At 54.3% G+C, this 20275-nt stretch carries 19 protein-coding genes; 10 read left to right on the top strand and 9 right to left on the bottom strand.

Going from position 1 to position 20275, the window contains the following annotated elements:
- Positions 1-95: 95 nt before the first annotated feature.
- Genes EVJ21_RS06995 through EVJ21_RS06970 form a run of 6 tightly spaced genes read left to right on the top strand, consistent with a single transcriptional unit; the run spans position 96 to position 5493 of the window.
- Positions 96-683 (top strand): glycerol-3-phosphate responsive antiterminator, encoded by a 588-nt coding sequence (locus EVJ21_RS06995; protein ID WP_236636571.1) that lies wholly within the window; start codon positions 96-98, stop codon positions 681-683.
- Positions 680-1771: an ABC transporter ATP-binding protein gene (locus EVJ21_RS06990; RefSeq protein WP_131490223.1), complete on the top strand. Its 1092-nt coding sequence runs from the start codon at positions 680-682 to the stop codon at positions 1769-1771. The genes EVJ21_RS06995 and EVJ21_RS06990 overlap by 4 nt, the downstream gene beginning before the upstream one ends.
- On the top strand, positions 1768-2673 hold the full coding sequence (locus tag EVJ21_RS06985; RefSeq protein ID WP_070328148.1) for a carbohydrate ABC transporter permease: 906 nt from the start codon (positions 1768-1770) through the stop codon (positions 2671-2673). The genes EVJ21_RS06990 and EVJ21_RS06985 overlap by 4 nt, the downstream gene beginning before the upstream one ends.
- Positions 2670-3479: a carbohydrate ABC transporter permease gene (locus EVJ21_RS06980; protein ID WP_131490222.1), complete on the top strand. Its 810-nt coding sequence runs from the start codon at positions 2670-2672 to the stop codon at positions 3477-3479. Before EVJ21_RS06985 ends, EVJ21_RS06980 begins: the two co-directional genes overlap by 4 nt.
- A 15-nt stretch (positions 3480-3494) precedes the next feature.
- Positions 3495-4802 (top strand): ABC transporter substrate-binding protein, encoded by a 1308-nt coding sequence (locus tag EVJ21_RS06975; RefSeq protein ID WP_131490221.1) that lies wholly within the window; start codon positions 3495-3497, stop codon positions 4800-4802.
- Positions 4765-5493 carry a glycerophosphodiester phosphodiesterase gene (locus EVJ21_RS06970; RefSeq protein WP_131490220.1) on the top strand — a complete coding sequence of 243 codons (729 nt, stop codon included), beginning with the start codon at positions 4765-4767 and terminating at the stop codon, positions 5491-5493. Before EVJ21_RS06975 ends, EVJ21_RS06970 begins: the two co-directional genes overlap by 38 nt.
- 490 nt (positions 5494-5983) lie before the next feature.
- On the opposite strand, the gene EVJ21_RS15360 is transcribed toward EVJ21_RS06970, so the two are convergent.
- Both EVJ21_RS15360 and EVJ21_RS15425 read right to left on the bottom strand, forming a co-directional pair.
- Positions 5984-6136 carry a hypothetical protein gene (locus EVJ21_RS15360; RefSeq protein ID WP_161568952.1) on the bottom strand — a complete coding sequence of 51 codons (153 nt, stop codon included), beginning with the start codon at positions 6134-6136 and terminating at the stop codon, positions 5984-5986.
- Positions 6137-6185: 49 nt separating this feature from the next.
- Positions 6186-6332: a hypothetical protein gene (locus EVJ21_RS15425; protein WP_167615672.1), complete on the bottom strand. Its 147-nt coding sequence runs from the start codon at positions 6330-6332 to the stop codon at positions 6186-6188.
- Between the two features lie 247 nt (positions 6333-6579).
- Between EVJ21_RS15425 and EVJ21_RS06965 the strand changes: the two genes are divergently transcribed.
- Positions 6580-8022 (top strand): carbon starvation CstA family protein, encoded by a 1443-nt coding sequence (locus EVJ21_RS06965; RefSeq protein WP_070328143.1) that lies wholly within the window; start codon positions 6580-6582, stop codon positions 8020-8022.
- Between the two features lie 41 nt (positions 8023-8063).
- Here the strand turns inward: EVJ21_RS06965 and EVJ21_RS06960 are convergent, their stop codons facing one another.
- Positions 8064-9191: a sensor histidine kinase gene (locus EVJ21_RS06960; RefSeq protein WP_236636570.1), complete on the bottom strand. Its 1128-nt coding sequence runs from the start codon at positions 9189-9191 to the stop codon at positions 8064-8066.
- Positions 9192-9369: 178 nt separating this feature from the next.
- Between EVJ21_RS06960 and EVJ21_RS06955 the strand changes: the two genes are divergently transcribed.
- Positions 9370-10233 carry an SDR family oxidoreductase gene (locus EVJ21_RS06955; RefSeq protein ID WP_236636569.1) on the top strand — a complete coding sequence of 288 codons (864 nt, stop codon included), beginning with the start codon at positions 9370-9372 and terminating at the stop codon, positions 10231-10233.
- A 40-nt stretch (positions 10234-10273) separates the two neighbouring features.
- Here EVJ21_RS06955 and EVJ21_RS06950 read toward each other — a convergent pair whose 3' ends face one another.
- The 3 genes from EVJ21_RS06950 to EVJ21_RS06940 form a co-directional block, all read right to left on the bottom strand.
- On the bottom strand, positions 10274-10990 hold the full coding sequence (locus EVJ21_RS06950; RefSeq protein ID WP_131490218.1) for a peptidoglycan DD-metalloendopeptidase family protein: 717 nt from the start codon (positions 10988-10990) through the stop codon (positions 10274-10276).
- Between the two features lie 263 nt (positions 10991-11253).
- Entirely contained in the window at positions 11254-11838 is a 585-nt protein-coding gene (locus tag EVJ21_RS06945; protein WP_131490217.1) for a YdhK family protein, read from the bottom strand.
- 19 nt (positions 11839-11857) lie between these two features.
- Positions 11858-13363, bottom strand: coding sequence for a multicopper oxidase family protein (locus EVJ21_RS06940; protein ID WP_131490216.1), 1506 nt, complete (start codon positions 13361-13363; stop codon positions 11858-11860).
- Positions 13364-13559: 196 nt separating this feature from the next.
- On the opposite strand from EVJ21_RS06940, the gene EVJ21_RS06935 reads away from it, so the two are divergent.
- Together EVJ21_RS06935 and EVJ21_RS06930 are read left to right on the top strand one after the other, a co-directional pair.
- Positions 13560-15488, top strand: a complete 1929-nt coding sequence (locus EVJ21_RS06935) for a heavy metal translocating P-type ATPase (RefSeq protein ID WP_131490345.1) — start codon at positions 13560-13562, stop codon at positions 15486-15488.
- A gap of 59 nt (positions 15489-15547) precedes the next feature.
- Positions 15548-16504, top strand: coding sequence for a F510_1955 family glycosylhydrolase (locus tag EVJ21_RS06930; protein WP_131490215.1), 957 nt, complete (start codon positions 15548-15550; stop codon positions 16502-16504).
- Positions 16505-16538: 34 nt separating this feature from the next.
- Here EVJ21_RS06930 and EVJ21_RS06925 read toward each other — a convergent pair whose 3' ends face one another.
- The 3 genes from EVJ21_RS06925 to EVJ21_RS06915 all read right to left on the bottom strand — a co-directional run bounded on the left by EVJ21_RS06925 (position 16539) and on the right by EVJ21_RS06915 (position 20125).
- Positions 16539-17930, bottom strand: a complete 1392-nt coding sequence (locus tag EVJ21_RS06925; RefSeq protein WP_161568951.1) for a sensor histidine kinase — start codon at positions 17928-17930, stop codon at positions 16539-16541.
- A complete protein-coding gene (locus EVJ21_RS06920) occupies positions 17927-18604 on the bottom strand; it encodes a response regulator transcription factor (RefSeq protein WP_131490213.1) in 678 nt (225 codons plus the stop codon). Before EVJ21_RS06920 ends, EVJ21_RS06925 begins: the two co-directional genes overlap by 4 nt.
- A gap of 72 nt (positions 18605-18676) precedes the next feature.
- Positions 18677-20125: a UDP-N-acetylmuramoyl-L-alanyl-D-glutamate--2,6-diaminopimelate ligase gene (locus EVJ21_RS06915; protein ID WP_131490212.1), complete on the bottom strand. Its 1449-nt coding sequence runs from the start codon at positions 20123-20125 to the stop codon at positions 18677-18679.
- Between the last annotated feature and the right edge of the window lie 150 nt (positions 20126-20275).

Below are 20275 nucleotides of genomic sequence, written 5' to 3'. Positions count from 1 at the left end.
GCATTCGGTAGAACATTCGAGAGACCAACAGAAGCCCATACGTCCGTGACGTCATGTTTCTGTTGGTCCTTTTTTCTTAAGAGAGGATGATTCAAGTGAATCCAACAATTCGCACGATTGGACGAGAGAAGATGATCGCATCGATCAAGTCGCCAAAACAGCTCGAGAAGTTCCTGCAATCGGACGTCACGACGACGTTCCTCATGATGGGCACGCTCAGCACGCTCGACCGTTATGTAACCCATTTAAAGCGGGAAAACCGGACCGTGTTCCTGCACGCGGAACGAATCAACGGCATCAGCCTCGACCGTGACGGCATCGACTATTTGGCGAAACGGGTCGGCGCCGACGGCATCGTCACGACGAAAGCGTCCGTCATCCAACACGCCAAACGGGCTGGCCTGATGACAGTGCAACGTCTGTTCCTCGTCGATTCGGACGCCGTCACGTCCGGTATTAAACTGGCAAACGAGCAGCAACCGGACGCGCTCGAACTCATGCCCGGTCTCATCCCGAGCGTAATCGAACATGTCGCCGGTAGCGTCTCACTCCCAATCGTGACGGGTGGGATGATTCGTAAACCGATCGAAGTCCACCAAGCGTTGTCACATGGGGCGTTCGCCGTCTCGACAGGGGACGAGCGGCTATGGGCGTCACACGCGACGAAGGAGGGAATGGCATGAAGTCGATCCAACTGCAAGACCTCAAAAAATCATACGGGGACACCGAGGTCATCCGCGGCATCGACGTCACGATTGAGCCGGGCGAATTTTTCGCGCTCGTCGGACCGTCGGGTTGCGGCAAGAGCACGATGCTCCGGATGATTGCCGGTCTCGAGTCGATCACGAGCGGTACGCTCCGGATTGACGGCATCGCTGCGAACGAGCTGAAGCCAAGCGAGCGGCAACTGTCGATGGTATTCCAAAACTATGCGCTCTATCCGCATATGACGGTCGAGAAAAATATTACGTTCGGACTACATACGAAAGGGCTCACGAAGCTCGAGCAGCGCGAACGGTGCGATGCGGCGGCCGAGACACTCGGTCTGACCGACTATTTGAAGCGCAAGCCCCGCCAATTATCAGGTGGTCAGCGGCAACGGGTCGCACTGGCCCGGGCTATCGTCACCGAGGCGCCAATCTGCCTCATGGACGAGCCACTCTCAAACCTTGACGCCAAGCTCCGTGCCAAAATGCGCTCCGAGATCCGCCAGCTGCAACGCAAGCTGAACTTGACGATGATCTACGTGACGCACGACCAAGTCGAGGCGATGACGATGGCCGATCGGATGATGTTGTTGAACGACGGGGAAGTTCAACAAGTCGGCAAGCCGCTCGATCTGTACAACAAACCGGCCAATACGTTCGTCGCCTCGTTCATCGGCTCGCCTCCGATGAACTTGACCGAGGTGAAAAGGGCGGAGAAAGGCTGGATTGCCTCGGATGGACGTCTCTTCCATCCGAATACGGTGACGAAACACGATGTGGCAACGCTCGGTATTCGGCCGGAACAAGTCACACCGGCCGGGGAGACGGTGACGTTTTATGCCGAACTGAAGAACATCGAAGTGCTCGGTACCGAAACGATTCTTGCGTTCGATATGGGCGGGACCGAATGGCTCGCCAAATGGCCTGGACAGTGGCCGCTCTCGATCGGGGAGAAAATCGCTTGTTACGTCGATCCGAAACAAATGTCGCTGTTTGATACGGCCGGCGATCGCATCGAGCCACGGCAACCGAAACTGTTCGAGGCGCTGGAGGTGTTCCAATGACGGTCGCGTTGCCGAAACAGAGAGTCCGGGCACGCCTCTCGGACGCAGCGGCCGGGATCTTATATTTATCGCCCTCGATTGCGCTGTTTGGCATCTTCCTCGTCTATCCGTTGTTCCGGACGATCTACTTGAGCTTTTTTCGGACTGATACGCAGGGGACGCCGCTCAGCTTCGTCGGGGGTGAGCACTACGCGAAACTGTTCACGAGCGCCTCGTTTTGGCAAAGCATCCAAGCGACGGTCGGCTTCGTTCTGTTGACCGTTCCGCTCACAATCATCATCGCGCTAGGGTTAGCGCTGCTCGCTAATGAGAAACTACGCGGTATCGGTTTCTTCCGGACGGCGTTCTCGGCGACGATGGGGATGAGCGTCGCGGCATCATCGGTCATTTGGATGTTTATGTACAATCCGTCGATCGGCATCTTCAACCGTTTCTTAGAAGCGGTCGGGGCGAGTGGGGTACAGTGGCTACTTGACCCGCAGTATGCACTCCTGTCGGTATCGCTCGCGACCGTCTGGATGAACATCGGTTTCACATTTTTAATCATCCTCGGGGGACTGCAAAATATCGACCGGACGCTGTACGAGAGCGCGGACATCGCTGGGACGAGTTACGGGACGCAGCTTCGGTCAATCACGATTCCGATGCTGTCACCGACGCTCTTCTTCGTCGGTATCATTTCGCTCATCAACGCGTTCCAGACGTTCGGACAGATCGATCTACTGACGAAAGGCGGTCCGACGAATTCGACGAACGTCATCGTCTACGCCATCTACAAGGACGCGTTCATCAACTATAACGTCGGTGGGGCGAGCGCCCAGGCGGTGCTCTTGTTCGTCACGGTGCTGCTCTTGACGTGGCTCCAGTTCAAGCTCGTCGAAAGGAAGGTGCATTACCAATGACGCTTCGGAAAGTAGTCACGTATACGCTTCTCGTCTTGAGTACGCTCGTCATGCTGTTCCCGATCGCCTATGCGTTCTCGATCAGTTTGATGGACGGCGGCGAAGTATTGAACGGTCACTTGTTCCCACGTGAGGCGTCGTTCGCGAACTACGTCGCGGCGTTCGAGCGCCTGCCGCTGTTGACGTATTTGTGGAACAGTCTCGTCGTTGCGCTTTTCGTCATGGTCGGACAAGTCGCCTTGTCGAGTCTCGCTGCGTTCGCGTTCGTCTTCATCGAGTTCAAAGGGAAAGCGCTCATCTTCATGTTGTTTCTCGCGACGATGATGGTGCCGTGGGAAGCGACGATGGTGCCGAACTTCTTGACGATCCAGTCACTCGGGTGGTTGAACTCGGTATGGGGGCTGTCGGTCCCGTTCTTCGCGCTTGCGTTCGGGACGTTCCTGCTTCGGCAACAGTTCAAGACGATCCCGCACGAGATGTATGAGGCGTCACAAATCGCCGGGGTCAGCCGCTTCCGTTTCTTTTGGAATATCGTCTTACCGGTGTCGAAGACGCCGCTCGTCACGTTGTCGGTCTACAGTTTTTTGACGACATGGAACATGTACTTATGGCCGCTCCTCGTCACAAACACGGAGCAGGCTCGAACGGTTCAAATCGGGATTAAACAGATGCAGTCGAACGAGGTGGCATCGGACTGGGGTGTCGTCATGGCCGCGGTCATCTTGATCATCATCCCGACGCTGATGCTGTTATTCGCTGGACAAAAACAGTTGCAAGAAGGATTGACGCAAGGTGCGATCAAATAATAGGGGGAATGTACGATGAAGAAGAAAGCACTATTCGCAGGATTGACTAGTTCGCTATTATTACTCGGGGCATGCGGTAGCGAAGAGGCGGCGACGGAAGCATCGACGACAGAAGACGGGAAGACGGAAGTCGTGTTTTGGCACGCGATGAGCGGGGACCTAGAGACGGCGCTAAACAATCAGGTCGACGCCTTCAACGAGTCGCAGGAGGATTACGAAGTGAAACCGGTGTTCCAGGGGACGTATGAAGAGGCACTCACCAAATTTAACGCCGTCGCCGGTTCGACGGACGCGCCGGCCATCATGCAGACGTTCGAGGTCGGGACGAAGTATATGATCGACACGAACAAGATCACGCCGGTGCAAGAGTTCATCGACAAAGAAGACTTCGATACGAGCGTCTGGGAAGAGAACATCTTGAGCTATTACCAAGTCGACGGCAAGCAGTATTCGATGCCGTTCAACTCATCGACACCGGTGCTCATCTACAACAAGGACGCCTTCGAAAAAGCGGGACTCGATCCGGAGCAGGCACCACGAACGTATGACGAATTGAAGCAAGCGGCGAAGGCGCTCACGACCGATGACCAGACCGGTTTCACGATGCTCAACTACGGCTGGTTCTTCGAACAGCTCGTCGCCGCGCAAGGCGGTCTTTACGTCGACAACGACAACGGCCGCAGTGGGGCGCCGACAAAAGCGGTGTTCGACGGCGAAGAAGGTCAGAACGCCTTCAACTTGATCAAAGACATGTACGACGAGAAGACGTTCCTAAATGTCGGACAAAACTGGGACGACATGCGCGCCGCTTTCCAGTCTGGGAAAGTCGCGATGTATCTCGACTCATCGGCTGGAATTCGTACGGTCGCGGACAATGCGTCGTTTGAAGTCGGCGCCTCGTACTTGCCGGTACCAGACGAAGCAGACCGTGAAGGGGTCGTCATCGGTGGCGCCTCGCTCTGGATGGGGGACGGTATCGCCGATGAGACGAAGCAAGGCGCATGGGAGTTCATGAAGTATGCCGCCTCGAAAGAAGCACAGGCCAAGTGGCACGTCGAGACGGGGTACTTCGCCATCAACCCGGACGCTTACAACGAACCGATTGTCGAAGAGATGTGGGCCGAGTACCCACAGCTAAAAGTGACGGTCGATCAATTGAGCGAGACGAAGGCGTCCCCGGCGACACAAGGCGCGCTCATCTCGACGTTCCCACAGTCGCGTCAGAGCGTCGTCAATGCGATGGAGAGCTTATACCAAGGCGTGTCGGTCGAGGACGCGTTGAAGCGTGCGGCCGACGAGACGACTTCCACCTTGGGGCAGTGACGTGTTGATTTATGCCCATCGCGGCTATAGCGCCAAGTATCCGGAAAATACGTTGGCGGCGTTTCAAGCGGCGCTGCCTTACGCCGAAGGCATCGAGCTCGATGTCCAGCTCTCAAAAGACGGCCGCCTCGTCGTAATCCATGACGAGACGGTCGACCGGACGACAGACGGGAGCGGCTACGTGAAAGACATGACGCTCCGGCAGATCCGCTTGCTAAGCACTGAGAGCGGGGAACGAATCCCGACGCTCGAAGAAGTACTCTTATTGATTGAATCGTCCGATGTCACGCTCAATATCGAACTGAAGACGGACCGATTCGATTATGACGGGATTGAATATCTCACATGGCTCGCTGTCACCGAGTTCAAGCTCGAGCAACGTGTCGTCTTCTCGTCATTCAATCCGGATACGCTCATCCGGTTACGAGATATCGCCCGAGAAGCGAGGATCGCCGTTTTAACGGTGGACGGGCATCCAGGCTTGGTTGATTTCATCGAGCGGATTGGGGCCGAGGCCGTTCATGCCCAACCGGAGTTTATCGGGACGAGAGACTGGATGACGCTTCGAGAGCAGAATCGCTTGATTCGACTATATACGATCAACGACCCGAACGAGCTGCCGGACATGACTGGTGTCGATGCCATCATGACGGACGAGGTCGAGCGGTTTCAATCGAGGTCGCATCGCTGAAGTATATACCTCAGTCATTTTCTTATTGAAACTCTCTTAACAGATGTAAATTTAGTATCCTGTGTTCAAAGTGGTGAATTCATCTTCTCTCAAAGGTGAATCGCCTTTGGAGTTATGTCCGTAATAGGTGACGACATACTCATTGTCCGGATTGGTTTTGACGAAAAATTCATATTCGACTCTCTTTTCGTCTTCGAATTTCAAACGATACAAGTATCCAAATTGATTAATGCTGAACTCGACGTCATAAGCGTTCTTCTCGATCGAAAAATGGTCATGTAACGTTTCATTCAAAAAAGTTTCTCGCTGATATACCTCATGTAGAAGAAAAAGTACTCCTCCCAAAATCAGTAAAGCAAAAGCGATTTGAAACTTGGGTAATGTTTTTTTAGATGTCATCTACATCGGCCTTCCTTAATGAGATCGATCAACTGCTACCGCACGAGCCATGGATAAACATGACAAAGCTCGCTCAATGAGGCGGTCGGTGTCATGTTTTTTGTGGTGAATCGCTAAATGCAAAATACAGACCGACCCCGAGGGCAAGCCCGAGAAGATAGTTGTCGAGAGCAATCGCAAACGTGACGCCGACGCCGAGTGCAAGCGGAAAGGCATAGCTGCCCGTCGTCTGTTTGTTGGACATGGAGAACTCCTCCTTTGCCCAGTTTCTACGAGTGTCGCCTCAAAAAGTTTCACGCTTTCTTCTTCGTCCCTTGGAACGCGAAAAACATCGCGATGCCGATCCCGATACCGAGCCACCAGTTGTCGAACAACAGTCCGAAGATGAGAATAAAGGCGACGGCGACCGGTAGTGCTAAATATCCACGTTGTCGTTTCATTTGATTCATCCTTTCCCTACGTCTCTCTTTGACTGTTCCCGGAAGCTGAATGATTCATTCTAAAAGTAACCGTTTTCATAAAAATGGCTCAACAGCAACGTTTGTCTAAAAAATGAACATTGTTATTTTCATGTGAAATAGTGAGCAATTACATCTATCCATCCATAGGAAAGCCTGTTATATTTTAATTGTGATAAACTTCACAATAAGAAATCATACATGGGTCATATTATAGGAGGAAGAGAAGATGATTACATTTTTTATTGCACTAGGATTATTATTGGTCGGGTACCTCGTCTACGGCCGTTACGTCGAGAAGACGTTCGGCATCAAGGAGGAACGGACGACGCCCGCCTATGCGTCTCAGGATGGTGTCGACTATGTACCGATGGGAAAAAAACGTAACTCGATGATCCAACTGTTGAACATCGCCGGCGTCGGTCCGATCTTCGGTCCGATCATGGGAGCACTCTACGGTCCGGTCGCATTCCTTTGGATTGTCGTCGGGTCAATCTTTGCCGGGGCGGTACACGACTACTTGACCGGGATGATCTCGCTCCGGAACAACGGCGCACACTTGCCGCAGCTCGCCGAGAAGTTCCTCGGCCGCTCGCTCCGCCACGTCGTCAACGGGTTCGCGCTCTTGTTGCTACTGCTTGTCGGGACGGTGTTCGTTACGTCACCGGCCAACATGATCAACAACTTGTTCGACGGTAACGCGTCGACGCTCGCCTGGGTGCTCCTCGCCATCTTCGGCTACTACATTTTGGCGACGCTCTTACCTGTCGATAAGATCATCGGGCGCATCTACCCGTTCTTCGGGGCGCTCTTGTTGATCAGCGCCGTCGGCATCGCCGTCAGCCTGTTCGCCCAAGGCTATCAGGTCCCTGAGATGACGTTCACGAACATGCACCCGGACGGCTTGCCGATCTGGCCGCTCTTGTTCTTCACAATCTCGTGCGGCGCGCTTTCAGGATTCCACGCGACGCAGTCGCCGATCATCTCGCGGACGACGATGAAAGAAAGCAATGGTCGCAGCATCTTCTACGGCATGATGATCGTCGAGGCCGTCATCGCCATGATCTGGGCAGCGGCCGCGATGGCGATCTTCGAACCGGGTCAACTGCTCGCGATGATCAACGCCGGCACACCGGCGCTCGTCGTCCAAGAAGTGGCAACGCTCATGCTCGGCAGCATCGGCGGCACGCTCGCCATCCTCGGTGTCATCGTCTTGCCGATCACGTCAGGTGACACGGCGTTCCGTAGCGCCCGGATGATCATCGCCGACTACATGAAGATCGCGCAGAAGAAGTTCGCATCACGCCTTTGGATCGCACTCCCGTTGTTCGTCATCTCGTTCATCTTGACGAAAGTCGACTTCCGTCTCCTCTGGCAATATTTCAACTGGGCCAACCAGACGACGGCGGTTATCGCCTTGTTCGTCGGGGCGACGTACTTGTACATCAAAGGACGCAACTACTGGATCGCGCTCGTCCCGGGGACGTTCATGCTGTATGCGGTCTGGTTCTATATCTTGACGGCGCCGATCGGCTTCAAGATGGATGGGGTCATTCCGTACGTCATCGCGACGGTCGGGACGGTGACATTGTTCTTCTTGTTCTTCAAGCACGCCAAAGCGATGCGCGCCCAAAATCTCGAGTGCGACGCACCGGTTCGAAAAGCCGCATAACAAACAGGGGCCTGGCATACATTGCCGGGCCCCTTTGTTGATCAGTCATATAAGTAAATTGAGAACGTCGTCCCTTCTCCGTACACGGAGTCGGCGTGGATGCCCCAACCGTGCGCCTCGGCGATCCGTTTGCAGATGCGCAGGCCGAGCCCGGTCCCTTTGATCGGACGGTGGGAGTCGGAGTCGACCCGGTAGTACTCGTCAAAGATGTAAGGGATGGACTCAGGAGGGATACCGATGCCTGGGTCACGGACGGACAAGACGAGCGTCGTATCGTCCATCGAGCCCGTGATCCGGATCGTCCCGCCTTTCGGTGAATACTTGATGGCGTTGCCGATCAAGTTGTGAAGCAGCTGCAACAACTTCTCCTGGTCGGCCTCGATCGTCGCGTCGCAAGTGGACAAGACGACCTGGTGATTCGGGGATGTCGTCTCATAGTGGGCGACAATGCCTTCAAGAACCGGTTTGAGTGCGAACGTCGACAGCGTCAGCAATTCCGCGGAGTAGTTGACGCGTTGATAGTCGAGGAAGTTATCGACGAGCCGTTCGAGCCGCTCCGCTTCTCGCTTCACGAGCGTCAGCATGCCGTGCGTCTTCTCGTTATCGGTATGTTGGTACATGAGCAGTTCGGTGTAGCCGCTGATGGCGGTGAGCGGTGAGCGGAACTCATGCGACAGCTCGGCCAAAAATGAGTCTTTCTGCTCCTCGAACCGGCGCGCTTCGGTCTCGTCGCGCCAGAGGATGAACACGCCGCGCGGGGTGTGGGTGAAGTTCAAGATGAGTTGCAGCGTCCGGTCGCCAAGTTGGAAGTAGTGGGGTTCCATACTCGGACAGCAGCCGAAGCGATTGTCGAGCAATTCTTCCCAAAAAGACGTCACGGCGACCGGGTCGGCCCCGTTCCGTTCGAACACGTCATGGAGGAAGCGGCTCAAGGTCTCGAAATCGGTGAAGCGTCGCGTCGTCAGCGACGGACAAAAAGCACGGAGCGGTTGGTTCGTATACAGGTGGTTGCGGGTAAAATCGATATAACAGACGGCATCCTGCACTTCCTCGATGAGTGAAGCGATGGGAGAGTGCGGCAAGCGTCGTGTTGAATAGTTCGGGATGGCTCGTTTTGGACGTGTTCGGCCGTGCCTTGCGGATGAACGATAAAATCGGTTTCGGTCCATGCGTCGGCCTCCTCTCTACGATGTCGATTGATTTGTCTCTATTATACGACATTGTGCAGTATTTCCCTATATAGTCCATGGACCTACCTAAAAATGAGAGGAAATTGGGACGGTCGGCACAAATTGTTCAAACACAAACAGACGGGGCTATACGACAATGAGAAGAGGAGGGGATATGATGAAGCAAGCGATTTTAGTGACCGGTGCGACCGGGAACGTCGGACAATACGTTGTGAAGTATTTAGAGAATCGAGGGGAAGCTGTCGTCGCGGCCGGGAGCAGGGTGGACGAGCTGCAGCGGCGCTTCCCGACGGCGGCACGACACGTCGAACTCGATTTTGAAAACCCGGACACGTACGAAGCGGCGCTAGACGGGGTCGATCGCGTCTTTTTGATGCGTCCGCCACAGATCGGGGACGCGGACGTGTTCGTTCCGTTCATTGAGGCGATGGCCGAACGTTCGATTCGACTCGTCGCCTTTCTTTCACTCATGGGCGTCGAGACGAATCCGTTCCCGCCACACTATAAGATCGAGAAGTACATCGAGCAGTCAGGTGTTCCATCCGTTCATATTCGGCCGGGTTTCTTCATGCAGAACGTGACCGGCGTCCACGCCGAGGAGATCCGTCAAGACGACGAGATCTTCATCCCGGCCGGTAACAGTCAAGTCAGCTTCATCGACGCCGAGGATATCGGCAAGGCGATCGCGCACGTCTTGGCTGACCCGGAGTCACATCGCAATACGGCCTATACGCTCACCGGACCCGAGGCGCTCGATTATGTCGACATCGCCAACCAATTGACGATTCTGACCGGGCGGCGCATCACGTACGCCAAGCCGAGCATGCTGCGCTATCGCTCACACTATATTCAGGAACGTGGCCTGGATCCAGCGTATGTGAATGTGACGATGGCGCTCTACCTCATGACACGGCTCGGGACGGCGAAGGCGGTGACGGACGACTTTGAACGGTTGACCGGGGAGAAGCCGCGTTCGTTTGCTGCGTTCGCACGTGATCACGTAGATACGTTCCGGCGCTAAAAAATACACCTTCATCCTTTAGCGGATGAAGGTGTATTTTTTAGAATAACGTATACGGGTTGACGCTGTTGGCGGCTGTCGAGCCGCTATAGACGTACTTGTTTTTATGGATCTCGAAGTGGAGGTGGCTCCCGAACGAGTTGCCGGTATTCCCGATCGTCCCGATGTTCGCGCCTTTCGAAATCGATTGGCCTTTGACGACGTTCAACCGATCCATGTGGGCATAGACGCTCGTGTACGCTTGGCCGTTGATCGTATGCGAGATCATGACGTGGTTCCCGTAGGCGCCATAGTTACGGGCGACGATGACTTGACCGGAAGCGGCCGCTTGGATCGGTGTCCCTTTGGCAGCCGCGATGTCGATGCCGTTATGGAACGTGTAACCGTACTTTCCGCTCGCCGGGCCATACCCTTGCGACAACGTGCCTTTCGCCGGCATGATGAATTTAGCCGCCGTGGCCGCCTTCAATGCCGTACCGCTATATTTTTTGACATATGTACTCGCTACATATTTCGTGCTGCCGTTGTAATTGATTTTCGTCCATGAGCCGGTCGCCCCTAGATACGTGAACGATTGACCGAGCTTGGCGCTGCCGACTTTTTTGTAGGCGGTCGATGGACCCGTCCGCACGTTCAAGCTGTTCGTTGTGATTTTGACTTTATAAGAAGTGGCTGCCTCTACCGGTGTTGACGTTTGAAGCGTCAAACCGGAAACGAGAAGTGCGCCGAGAGTAATTGTCATTAATTGTTTTTTCATTTTTTGGTAAATCCTTTCGGTCAGTTAACAGGGCGACGGAACGATGTTTTTCTTAACCTTCTTTAGGAATTTTACCATCAAAAAATATAATTAAATATGTCATTTATATTTCAAAAAAATATATTGAAATTTATTCTTAAAGTTCGCAATTCTTTCACAAGCATCAAGTAACATAGTCGCCTTGTCTGACTATGTGCAAACAAAACGGCCACATCCTTTTTAAAAGGGTGTGGCCGTTTGCGCATATACATATTCTTCTTGCTTCATTGAGCGGACAGTTCGTCCTCTGTGACCCACTTATGATTGGTCACTTTCTCGCCAGACTCTAAAGTGAAGTCAATCATATAGACGGTCGTCTCTTCGACGGAATCGATAGTAGCAGTCGTACCGTCCATGCCTTCCATATGTTCGGCCTCGACGTCGACCTCATCACCGATCTTGTATGGGGAAGCTGTCGCATCTTCAATTTCTTCATGGATGATCCACTTATGATCATCGACGCGTTCGCCCCCTTGCATTGGGTCATAGGAGATACTGTAGACGAACGTGTCGTAAGCACCGACGATGGTGGCCTCGGCACCTTCCATTCCCGGCATATGTGCTTCTGTGATGATGGCTGTGTCACCGACAGCATGCTCAGGGTCCTCGGCCGCTGTTAAATCACCTGGCACGTCACCAGAGCCTGACATGTCCATTCCCGAGTGGTCGGTTCCGTCCATCGTCTCTTCCATCTGTTCACCCATGTCAGTCTCGTTCGACGTTGCTTCCTCATCGCCGCCGCATGCTGCGAGCAACCCGCTGAGCGAGAGTGCGATCGTCATCATTGCTAGTTTTTTATGCAAATTCATGATTTTCCCTCCGTACATGTTATTTGTTGACGCGCAATTGCCCCATCATTCCGTTCTCTTCATGCTCGAGAATATGACAGTGATACATGAACGTCCCTGTTTCTTTAAACGTCATCTCGATTTTTACTTTTTCACCTGGGGCGACGGCGACCGTGTCTTTCCAGCCTCGTTCATTGTCAGGGGGCGGGTTACCGTCCCGTTCGAGAATCCGGAACTGGACGCCGTGGACGTGGAACGGATGGGTCATTCCGCCCATCATGTCTTTTCGGTTGTAAATCTCCCACACCTCGGTCGTCCCTTGCTGCACGTCGATGTCGATCCGGCCCGGGTCAAACTGTTTGCCGTCAATCGTCACCATGTTGCCCATGCCGAACAATGTGAGGCGTCGATCGGCAACGCTTGAGTCGTTAGAGACAGACGCTCCTTCAAAGGCATCGATCCATTCGCCGTCTTGATCGATTCGGTCACGCACCGTGAACGTCGTGAACGGGATTCCATCCGCTTGAAGGGCGATGTCGTCCCCAAGTGACAGGTCTGAAAAATCGATTAAAATCTCGGCTCGTTCGCTAGGTGTGAGCGTCAACGTTTTGAGTGATACTGGTTTGTCGAGCAACCCGCCGTCGGTCGCGATTTGTGTGAACGGTTCTCCGTTCGATAGTGAGAAGTCGAGATTCCGTGCGTTGGAGCCGTTGACGAGACGGACGCGTAACGTGTTCGTCGTCACGTCGAACGTCGTATTAATCGACCCGTTCGCGAGGAGCGTATCGCCGACCGTGCCATCGATGTTCATCTGGCGGTCGTAGTCGAGGCGGCCGTCGTCTGTGAAGAGACGGTCCTGTACGATGAGCGGGATGTCATCGACGCCGTACTCGTTCGGGATGTCGGTTTCGGCACTTTCATCTGTCACGTACAAGAGTCCGGCCAACCCTCGATACACTTGCTCGGCCGTATCTCCCATCGGATGGGGATGAAACCAGAGCGTACCTGGTTCTTGGTCGATGTCGAGACGAACTTGGTGTTGTTCGCCCGGATTGATCAATTGGTGGGGCCCACCGTCTTCTTTTCCTGGAATGACGAGACCGTGCCAATGGAACGAGGTCGAATCATTCAATTGATTGATCGTGTTGATATACACGGTCTTTCCTTTTGGCAATTCGATCATCGGGCCGAGCAAATCCCCGTTATAGCCGAGCGTCTCGGTTTGAGCGCCCGCGCTCAAAAACTGACTGTCACCTATTTGCGCCCGAACGGTGTAATAGAGCTCGTCTTCCGTGACGCGATCTGGTCGCAGCCGTTCGGGGATCGGGAGCGGTTTGGTCGGCTCGCTCGAGGAGACGAGATTGATGGAGTTGCCACGTCCCATCCCGCCGTTGCCGTGCATCATGCCAACATCGTCCCGGTCTCCCATGAAGAATCCGTTTCCCATCATCCAGCGTCCGGGAGCGAACGTGAACAACAAGAGGAGCAGTCCAGTGACGATACTTAAGATACCCATCCCGATAACCCATTTCATTACGCGGTTCATAAGGCATCATCCTTTCCATTTAAAGCGAGTGCCCATTTAGTTATACCAACGAATTATGAAATATTTGTTAAATGATAAAAGTTGTTTCTGCATACCCAATGGGGGTATGTAGTGTATATAGGAGGTGGTCGATGTGGAACATGCACATCATGGACACGTGGAAGCACACGACTCGCATGCAACTGGACATGAAGGGATGATTGAAGCGTATAAGCGTCGATTTTTTGTCTCTCTAGGTTTGACGGTCCCAATCCTACTTCTCTCAGATATGATTCAACAGTGGGCCGGTTTTGAACTCGCGTTTCCTTATGACAAGGAGATGCTTTTCGTGTTGGCGACCATCGTCTATATCTACGGGGGATGGCCGTTCTTGAAAGGCAGCGTGGACGAATTGCGTCAAAAGAACCCGGGGATGATGATGCTCATCGGGCTGGCGATCAGTGTCGCTTACTTCTATAGTGTGGCCATCGTGTTCGGATATGGACACGGGCATGACTTCTTTTGGGAACTGGCGACGTTGATCGTCATCATGCTGCTCGGCCATTGGATTGAAATGCGCTCGATCATGGGAGCATCTAACGCGTTGCAACAACTCGTTCGCCTGCTACCGAGCGTCGCACATCGGCGGAACGGGGACGCGATTGAAGACGTCCCGGTGTCTGCCTTGAGCGTCGGGGATGTGATTCTCGTCAAACCAGGTGAGCAGATCCCGGTCGATGGTGAGTTGCTCACAGGACGGACGACGATTGACGAATCGATGCTGACCGGCGAGTCGATGCCTGTCGAGAAAGAGATGGGAGACACCGTGATCGCCGGGTCGATCAACCAAGAAGGCAGTATGACAATTTCGACGACGAGCACGGGAGAGAGCACGTACTTGTCAAAAGTCATCGAATTGGTCAAGGAGGCCCAACAATCCAAATCGAAAACGCAAAATCTCGCCAACCGGGCTGCCAAACTCTTGTTCTATGTCGCGGTCGGCGCGGGTGTGTTGACGTTCATCATTTGGCTTTTGCTCGGTTACCCGGTCAGTATGGCCGTCGAACGGATGGTCACGGTCATGGTCATCTCTTGTCCGCATGCGCTCGGACTTGCGTTGCCGCTCGTCGTGGCCGTCTCGACATCTCTTTCGGCCAAACGTGGGCTGTTGATCCGCAATCGGACACAGTTTGAAGAAGCGCGTCATCTCGATGCTGTCATTTTTGATAAGACGGGCACGTTGACACAAGGTGATTTTGGCGTGACGGATATCGAAGCGACATCTTCGTATACGGAAGACGAGGTGTTGCGTTTGGCGGCTGCGGTCGAGACGGCGTCGCAACATCCTCTGGCCCAAGGGATTCTTCGAGAAGCGGACTACCGGGGCTTAGCGTTACCCGACGTCGTCGATTTTGCCTCGATCACCGGTATCGGATTGGAGGGACGTGTCGACGGGGCAAAAGTCCAAGTCGTTAGTCCACGTTATATTCGTGAACAGGGTCTCTCGATCGACGAAGCGTCGTTCGAGGAACTGTCCGCCGCTGGAAAGACCGTCGTCTTCACGCTTCGAAACGGCGAGCTGGTCGGGATGATCGCCCTCGCCGATATGGTTCGGGACGAGGCGAAAGAGACGGTCCGCGCGTTGAAAGAGCGTGGCGTCCGTTCAATCATGTTGACCGGTGATAATCGGAAAGTGGCCAACTGGGTCGCGTCCCAACTGCAAATCGAGGAAGTCTACGCCGAGGTGTTGCCCGATGACAAATCACGACAGGTCCAGTCGGTGCAAGCGGACGGCAGCAAAGTGGCGATGGTCGGCGACGGCATCAATGACGCACCGGCCTTGGCGCAAGCAGATGTCGGCATCGCCATCGGAAGCGGGACCGACGTCGCTGTCGAGACGGCCGACATCGTCCTTGTCCGCAGCAACCCGAAAGACGTGTTGTCGATTCTTGATTTATCCCGCAACACGTACAACAAGATGATCCAAAACCTGTGGTGGGCCGCCGGGTACAACGTGATCGCCATCCCGCTCGCGGCCGGTGTCTTGGCCCCGATCGGGATCCTCTTATCACCGGCAGTCGGGGCGGTCTTGATGAGCCTCAGTACCGTCATCGTCGCGCTCAACGCCCGGACGCTCAAGCTTTAACAATTTTTTCATCTTTGGTCCCTATACTAAGAGGGATGCTAAAGATGGAGGGATTCAGAATGAAACGTAAACGACTCATGCCCATGTTATTGACGACGATGCTCCTTGCCTCGTGCGGGACAGGAACGCCGGTAAATGAAGCAACGCCGCCTGTCGCCGAGAAAACGGAGCAGGAGACCGAACAAAAGGTGGACCGGTGGAAACCGGCCGCGTCGGGGCTGGCGGTATCGCATATCCACGGTGCCGGATTTTGGCAAGACGGGCGCCCCGTCATCGCGACGCATGCGGGATTGATGGAATATCGACAGGATGGATGGTACGAGCTGACGTCGAATCGACATGACTATATGGGCTTCGAGCTCGTTGCCGACGGTTTTTACGCGAGCGGGCACCCGGAAGAAGATTCACCGTATGACAATCCGCTCGGCGTCGTCCGTGGGACCGACAAAGGCGAGACGCTCGAGATCCGTTCGTTGGAAGGTGAGGCCGATTTTCACTATATGAGCGTAGGCTATGCATCAGAAAGCATTTACGTGTATCTAGAACAAGCGACGACCGAGCTGACTCCAGGATTTTATCGCTCGTCCGATGGTGGAGTGTCATTTGAACCGATGGAGATGACTGGGATCGACGGTGCGGGCATCGCCGGCATCACGGCGGACGCGACCGAACCGAAGCGTGTCTTCGTGCATGGGCCGGACGGTGTGCTCATGTCAACTGACGGGGGCGACACGTTCGCGTCGTTCATCGATGGGACCGATGTCGTGACGATGGCATCGACAGACGAAAAGGTGGCTTATATCAAAAAAGGAGACGCCTCGTTTGAATTGATCGTCTATGATATGAACCAAGAAACGGAGACGTCTCTTGAGTTGCCTGCGTTTGCAGATGGGGATGTGCCGATCGAACTGGTCTTCGAACAAGGTCGCTTCTTACTTGCGACGTCTAGTAATAGTGTGTACGTATTTGAAAACGAGAAATGGATCGAGCTGTTGACAGCCGGAAAAGTGAACTGAAAAATAGCCATTGCCTCCCCGGGCAATGGCTATTTTAGTGGCGTGGCAACGTGACGAAAAACACGGTCCCGGCACTGTCCGATTCGACGGTCAACGTGCCGTCGTGAAGTCTGATGATTTGATGGGCGATGGCGAGTCCGAGCCCGCTCCCGCCTGTACGCCGGGAGCGCGATTTCTCAACGCGATAGAGGCGGTCAAAGATGTGCGGCAAGTCTTGATCGGGAATGCCTTTGCCGTCATCGTGAATCGTGAAGCAGAGTGATTCGGCAGTGAGCGTCATATCGAAAAAGACGTGCCGGGCCTCGCTATGCTCGATCGCGTTGTGGCCGATGGCGCGGAACACCTGTAAAATCCGGTTGCGGTCCAGGTGTAAGCCGACGCCTTCCATCGCACAGGCGGTGCGGCTCTCAAAGGTGATCGGCGTCACGCGAAACATCGTGCTGAGCACTCGGCGTAAATCTTCGCATAGCGCGCCGGCAGCGACTTCTTCCCGATGCAACGTGAACGTGTTCTCATCTAACTGGGCGAGTTGGAACGCATTCTCGACGAGTTCGGTGAGCGCCTGGCTCTCTTCGAGGATCGTTTGGATCGACTGTTCTTTTAGCGATGCCGGGGTTTGCGGTTTTGACGCGATCTCGGCATAGCCTTGCAAATAGGTGAGCGGCGTCTTGATCTCATGGGCGAGGTCCGACAAAAATTGATTGCGCTCTTTGCGGAGACGGGATAGTTCGAGCGACATCGCTTCGATGGAACGGGCCAACTCACCGATCTCGTCTTCTCGAGACGTCGGAAGCGTCAATTCATCCGGATTGGTCAAGACGTTTTCGGTCGCCCGCCGCAACAGCTGGATCGGGTTCGAGATCAACCGGCTAAGTAAGAGGAACGTCAAGATCGTGATGACGACGGCGACCCCGGTGATATAGAGGAAGCGAATTTGGAGCCGGTGACTGATGCCGTGGATGATCTCGGTCGGGAGAAACATGTACACGTAGCCGTCGCGCGTTTGCTCCATCGACTCAACCGGTGCCCGGACGGCGAGGTACGGCTCGTTCTCCCAATCGTCTTCGAGAACGGTCGTCGCATCCGCATTGCCTTCGTTTGCCTCGGTTCGTACGAGCGTCGCCAAAGCGGACGGGAACCGATTGGACGTCTGTAAAATCGAGTGATCGGGTGCCGTGATCGCGACTTTCGTGTCGGTCTCACTCTCCATCGTGGCCACGTGACCGATCGTCTCGTCGTCGAAACTCATCGCCAAGACGTTTGCATGGCTTTCGGCCCTCGATTCGAGTCGGTCAATCTCTTCGACGACGCGTTCCCCGAGCAGCGTGTGGTAAAGCAGTAAGAACAACACACCTTCGATCAACAGCGTCGTCAACAAAAAGATCAAGCTGATCCGGAACGGGAGACTGTTACGACGAAACTTCATGTCCCTGGACGCTCCTCGGTCCAACGGTAACCGCGTCCCCATACGGTCTTCAAATAGTCGTCGATCGGGAATCCGGCCTCCCCGAGCTTGTCGCGAATCATCCGGATATGGGCGTCGACCGTTCGCGGGTCGGACTCGGATGAATAAGGCCAGACCAGGTCGTACAAGTCCATCCGATTGTACAGTCGGTTCGGATGTTGCAAAAACAGTTTTAAAATGGCCGTCGCTTTCGGCGTCAATACGATCTCTTGCTCTTGATAGAGGATGCGACCGCTCGCTTCCTCATAGCGCAATTGACCGTAGCTGACGTTCGTCATCCGGCTGCGCCGCAATACGGCACGGATGCGAGCCAGTAAGACGTTTCCTTCGAACGGTTTCGTCACATAATCGTCCGCACCCGCGTCCAAACCGCGAATCGTCGTCTCGCTGTCCGATCGAGCCGTCAATAAGACGACGGGCAGTTCAGCGTCGAGCGCTTTGATTTGGCGACACAACGTAATGCCGTCGGTGCCGGGCATCATGATGTCTAACATGACGAGGTCCGGACGCTCCGAAATGAGCTCCATCGCTTCTTGTCCGTCCGCCGCCTCGATGCACGTGTAGCCGTCACCTTCAAGGAATAGACGAAGGAGGCGTCTCATCTTCACCTCGTCATCGACAATCAAGATTTTCATCGTTCATCCTCCTTCTCCATGCGCATATCTCGTTGTGTAACGGTTTCGGGATACGTGTCGCGTTTTCCTTTATCAATCGCTGTCATGAAAAAACTGACGGACGAGAGTGGGCTCGTCAAACGAGACGAACGTACCTTTGACGCGTTCGACGCGGTCGTGTCCTTTTCCGAAAATCACACCGCAATCGTAGTCGTTCATCCGTTCACAAAAGAAGCGGATCGCGTCTTCGCGATTATCGAAACTTGCTAGCTGATCGTGTCGTCTGCCGGCCAAGTCGTCAAGAATCTGTTGCGGGTCTTCATGACGCGGGTCATGGACCGTCAAGAGAAAGTCGGCCCCGGAAGCGGCGACGATGTCGGTCATAATCTCGCGTTTCGTCCGGTCCCGTTCACCGGCAGCACTGAGCAGGACGAGCACTCGTTCGTGACGGCTCGTCAATGCGGCGATGACTTTTGCGATCGCGTCCGGGGTATGGCCGTAATCGATATAGACGGGAGTCGTGATACCCGTCACGCGCTCGAGCCGGCCGCTCGGCAAGCGCAGAGACGTCAGATGGGGAAGCACCGCGTTGAGCGGTACACCAGTTTGCCGGACGATGCTGAGCGCACATAGGGCGTTGTCGAGGTTGTAGTCTTCTTGAAACGGAAGTGCCGACGAACTCGTCTGCCCGTCCGTCGTAAGGACGAAACGGTCACCCTCGGCGTGGCCGTACAGATCGGCGACAAGCGCATGTCGACTGAATGTGACATGCCTCACGGGTGCCGGTGCGACCGACTGCATGAGCACATGATTCGGGTCGTCACGATTGACGATGGCGCTCCCATCGTCCGTGATTTGGGCGAAGAGCTGGGCTTTCGTATACGCATACGTCTCCATCGTCCCGTGATAGTCCAAGTGATCGTGTGACAAATTGAGGAATGAGGCCGTATTGAACGACAAGCCCGCAATCCGTGTCTCAGCGATGGCTTGGGACGACACTTCAATGAGACAGTCCGTCACGCCCGAAGCGACCATTTGCGCGAGATAACGATTGATCGTCAAGGCGTCAGGAGTCGTATTCGACGTCTCGACCGTTCGTCCGGAATACGTGACGCCGAGCGTCCCGATCAAACCGGCCGACATGCCGAGGTGGTCGAACAATTGATGGGCGAGAGATGTCGTGGTCGTCTTACCGTTCGTCCCGGTGACGCCGTGGAGACGTAGTTTTGTGGATGGGTGATCATAAAACGTGCCGGCAAGTTCGGCCAAAGCGGCTTTCGTGTCCCGACAGTAGATGACGGGGACGTGGGCGTCGATCGGACGTTCGGCGATCACCGCGACTGCCCCGTTATGAATCGCCTCGTTCACGAAATCATGGCCATCATGACGATATCCCGAGATACAGACAAATATAAAATTTTGTTTAATTTCTTTTGAAGAGAACGAAATCCCTTCGATCACGGTCTCGTCAGGACGGTCTAAATATGTCCACGACATGATCTGTTTCAAGCCAGTCAACAAGTCTTGCAATGTTTTTGCCACGTCTTTGTTTCTCCTTTGTCGCGAAAGTCCATTTTGACAGTATAGCCCCTGTTTGTGAAAAAGAAGTGAAATGGAAGAAGTGTGGGCTCAGAGGGATGAATAACGGTGTTTCAATAAAAAAAGAACAGGAAAAGAAATACGTAGAAGCAA

The sequence above is a fragment of the Exiguobacterium sp. SH0S2 genome (genome assembly GCF_004337185.1).
GTDB classification, from domain to species: Bacteria; Bacillota; Bacilli; order Exiguobacteriales; family Exiguobacteriaceae; genus Exiguobacterium; species Exiguobacterium aurantiacum_A.
Note: the sequence above shows the minus strand (reverse complement) of the source record. Positions and strands in the feature narration are given on the sequence as shown.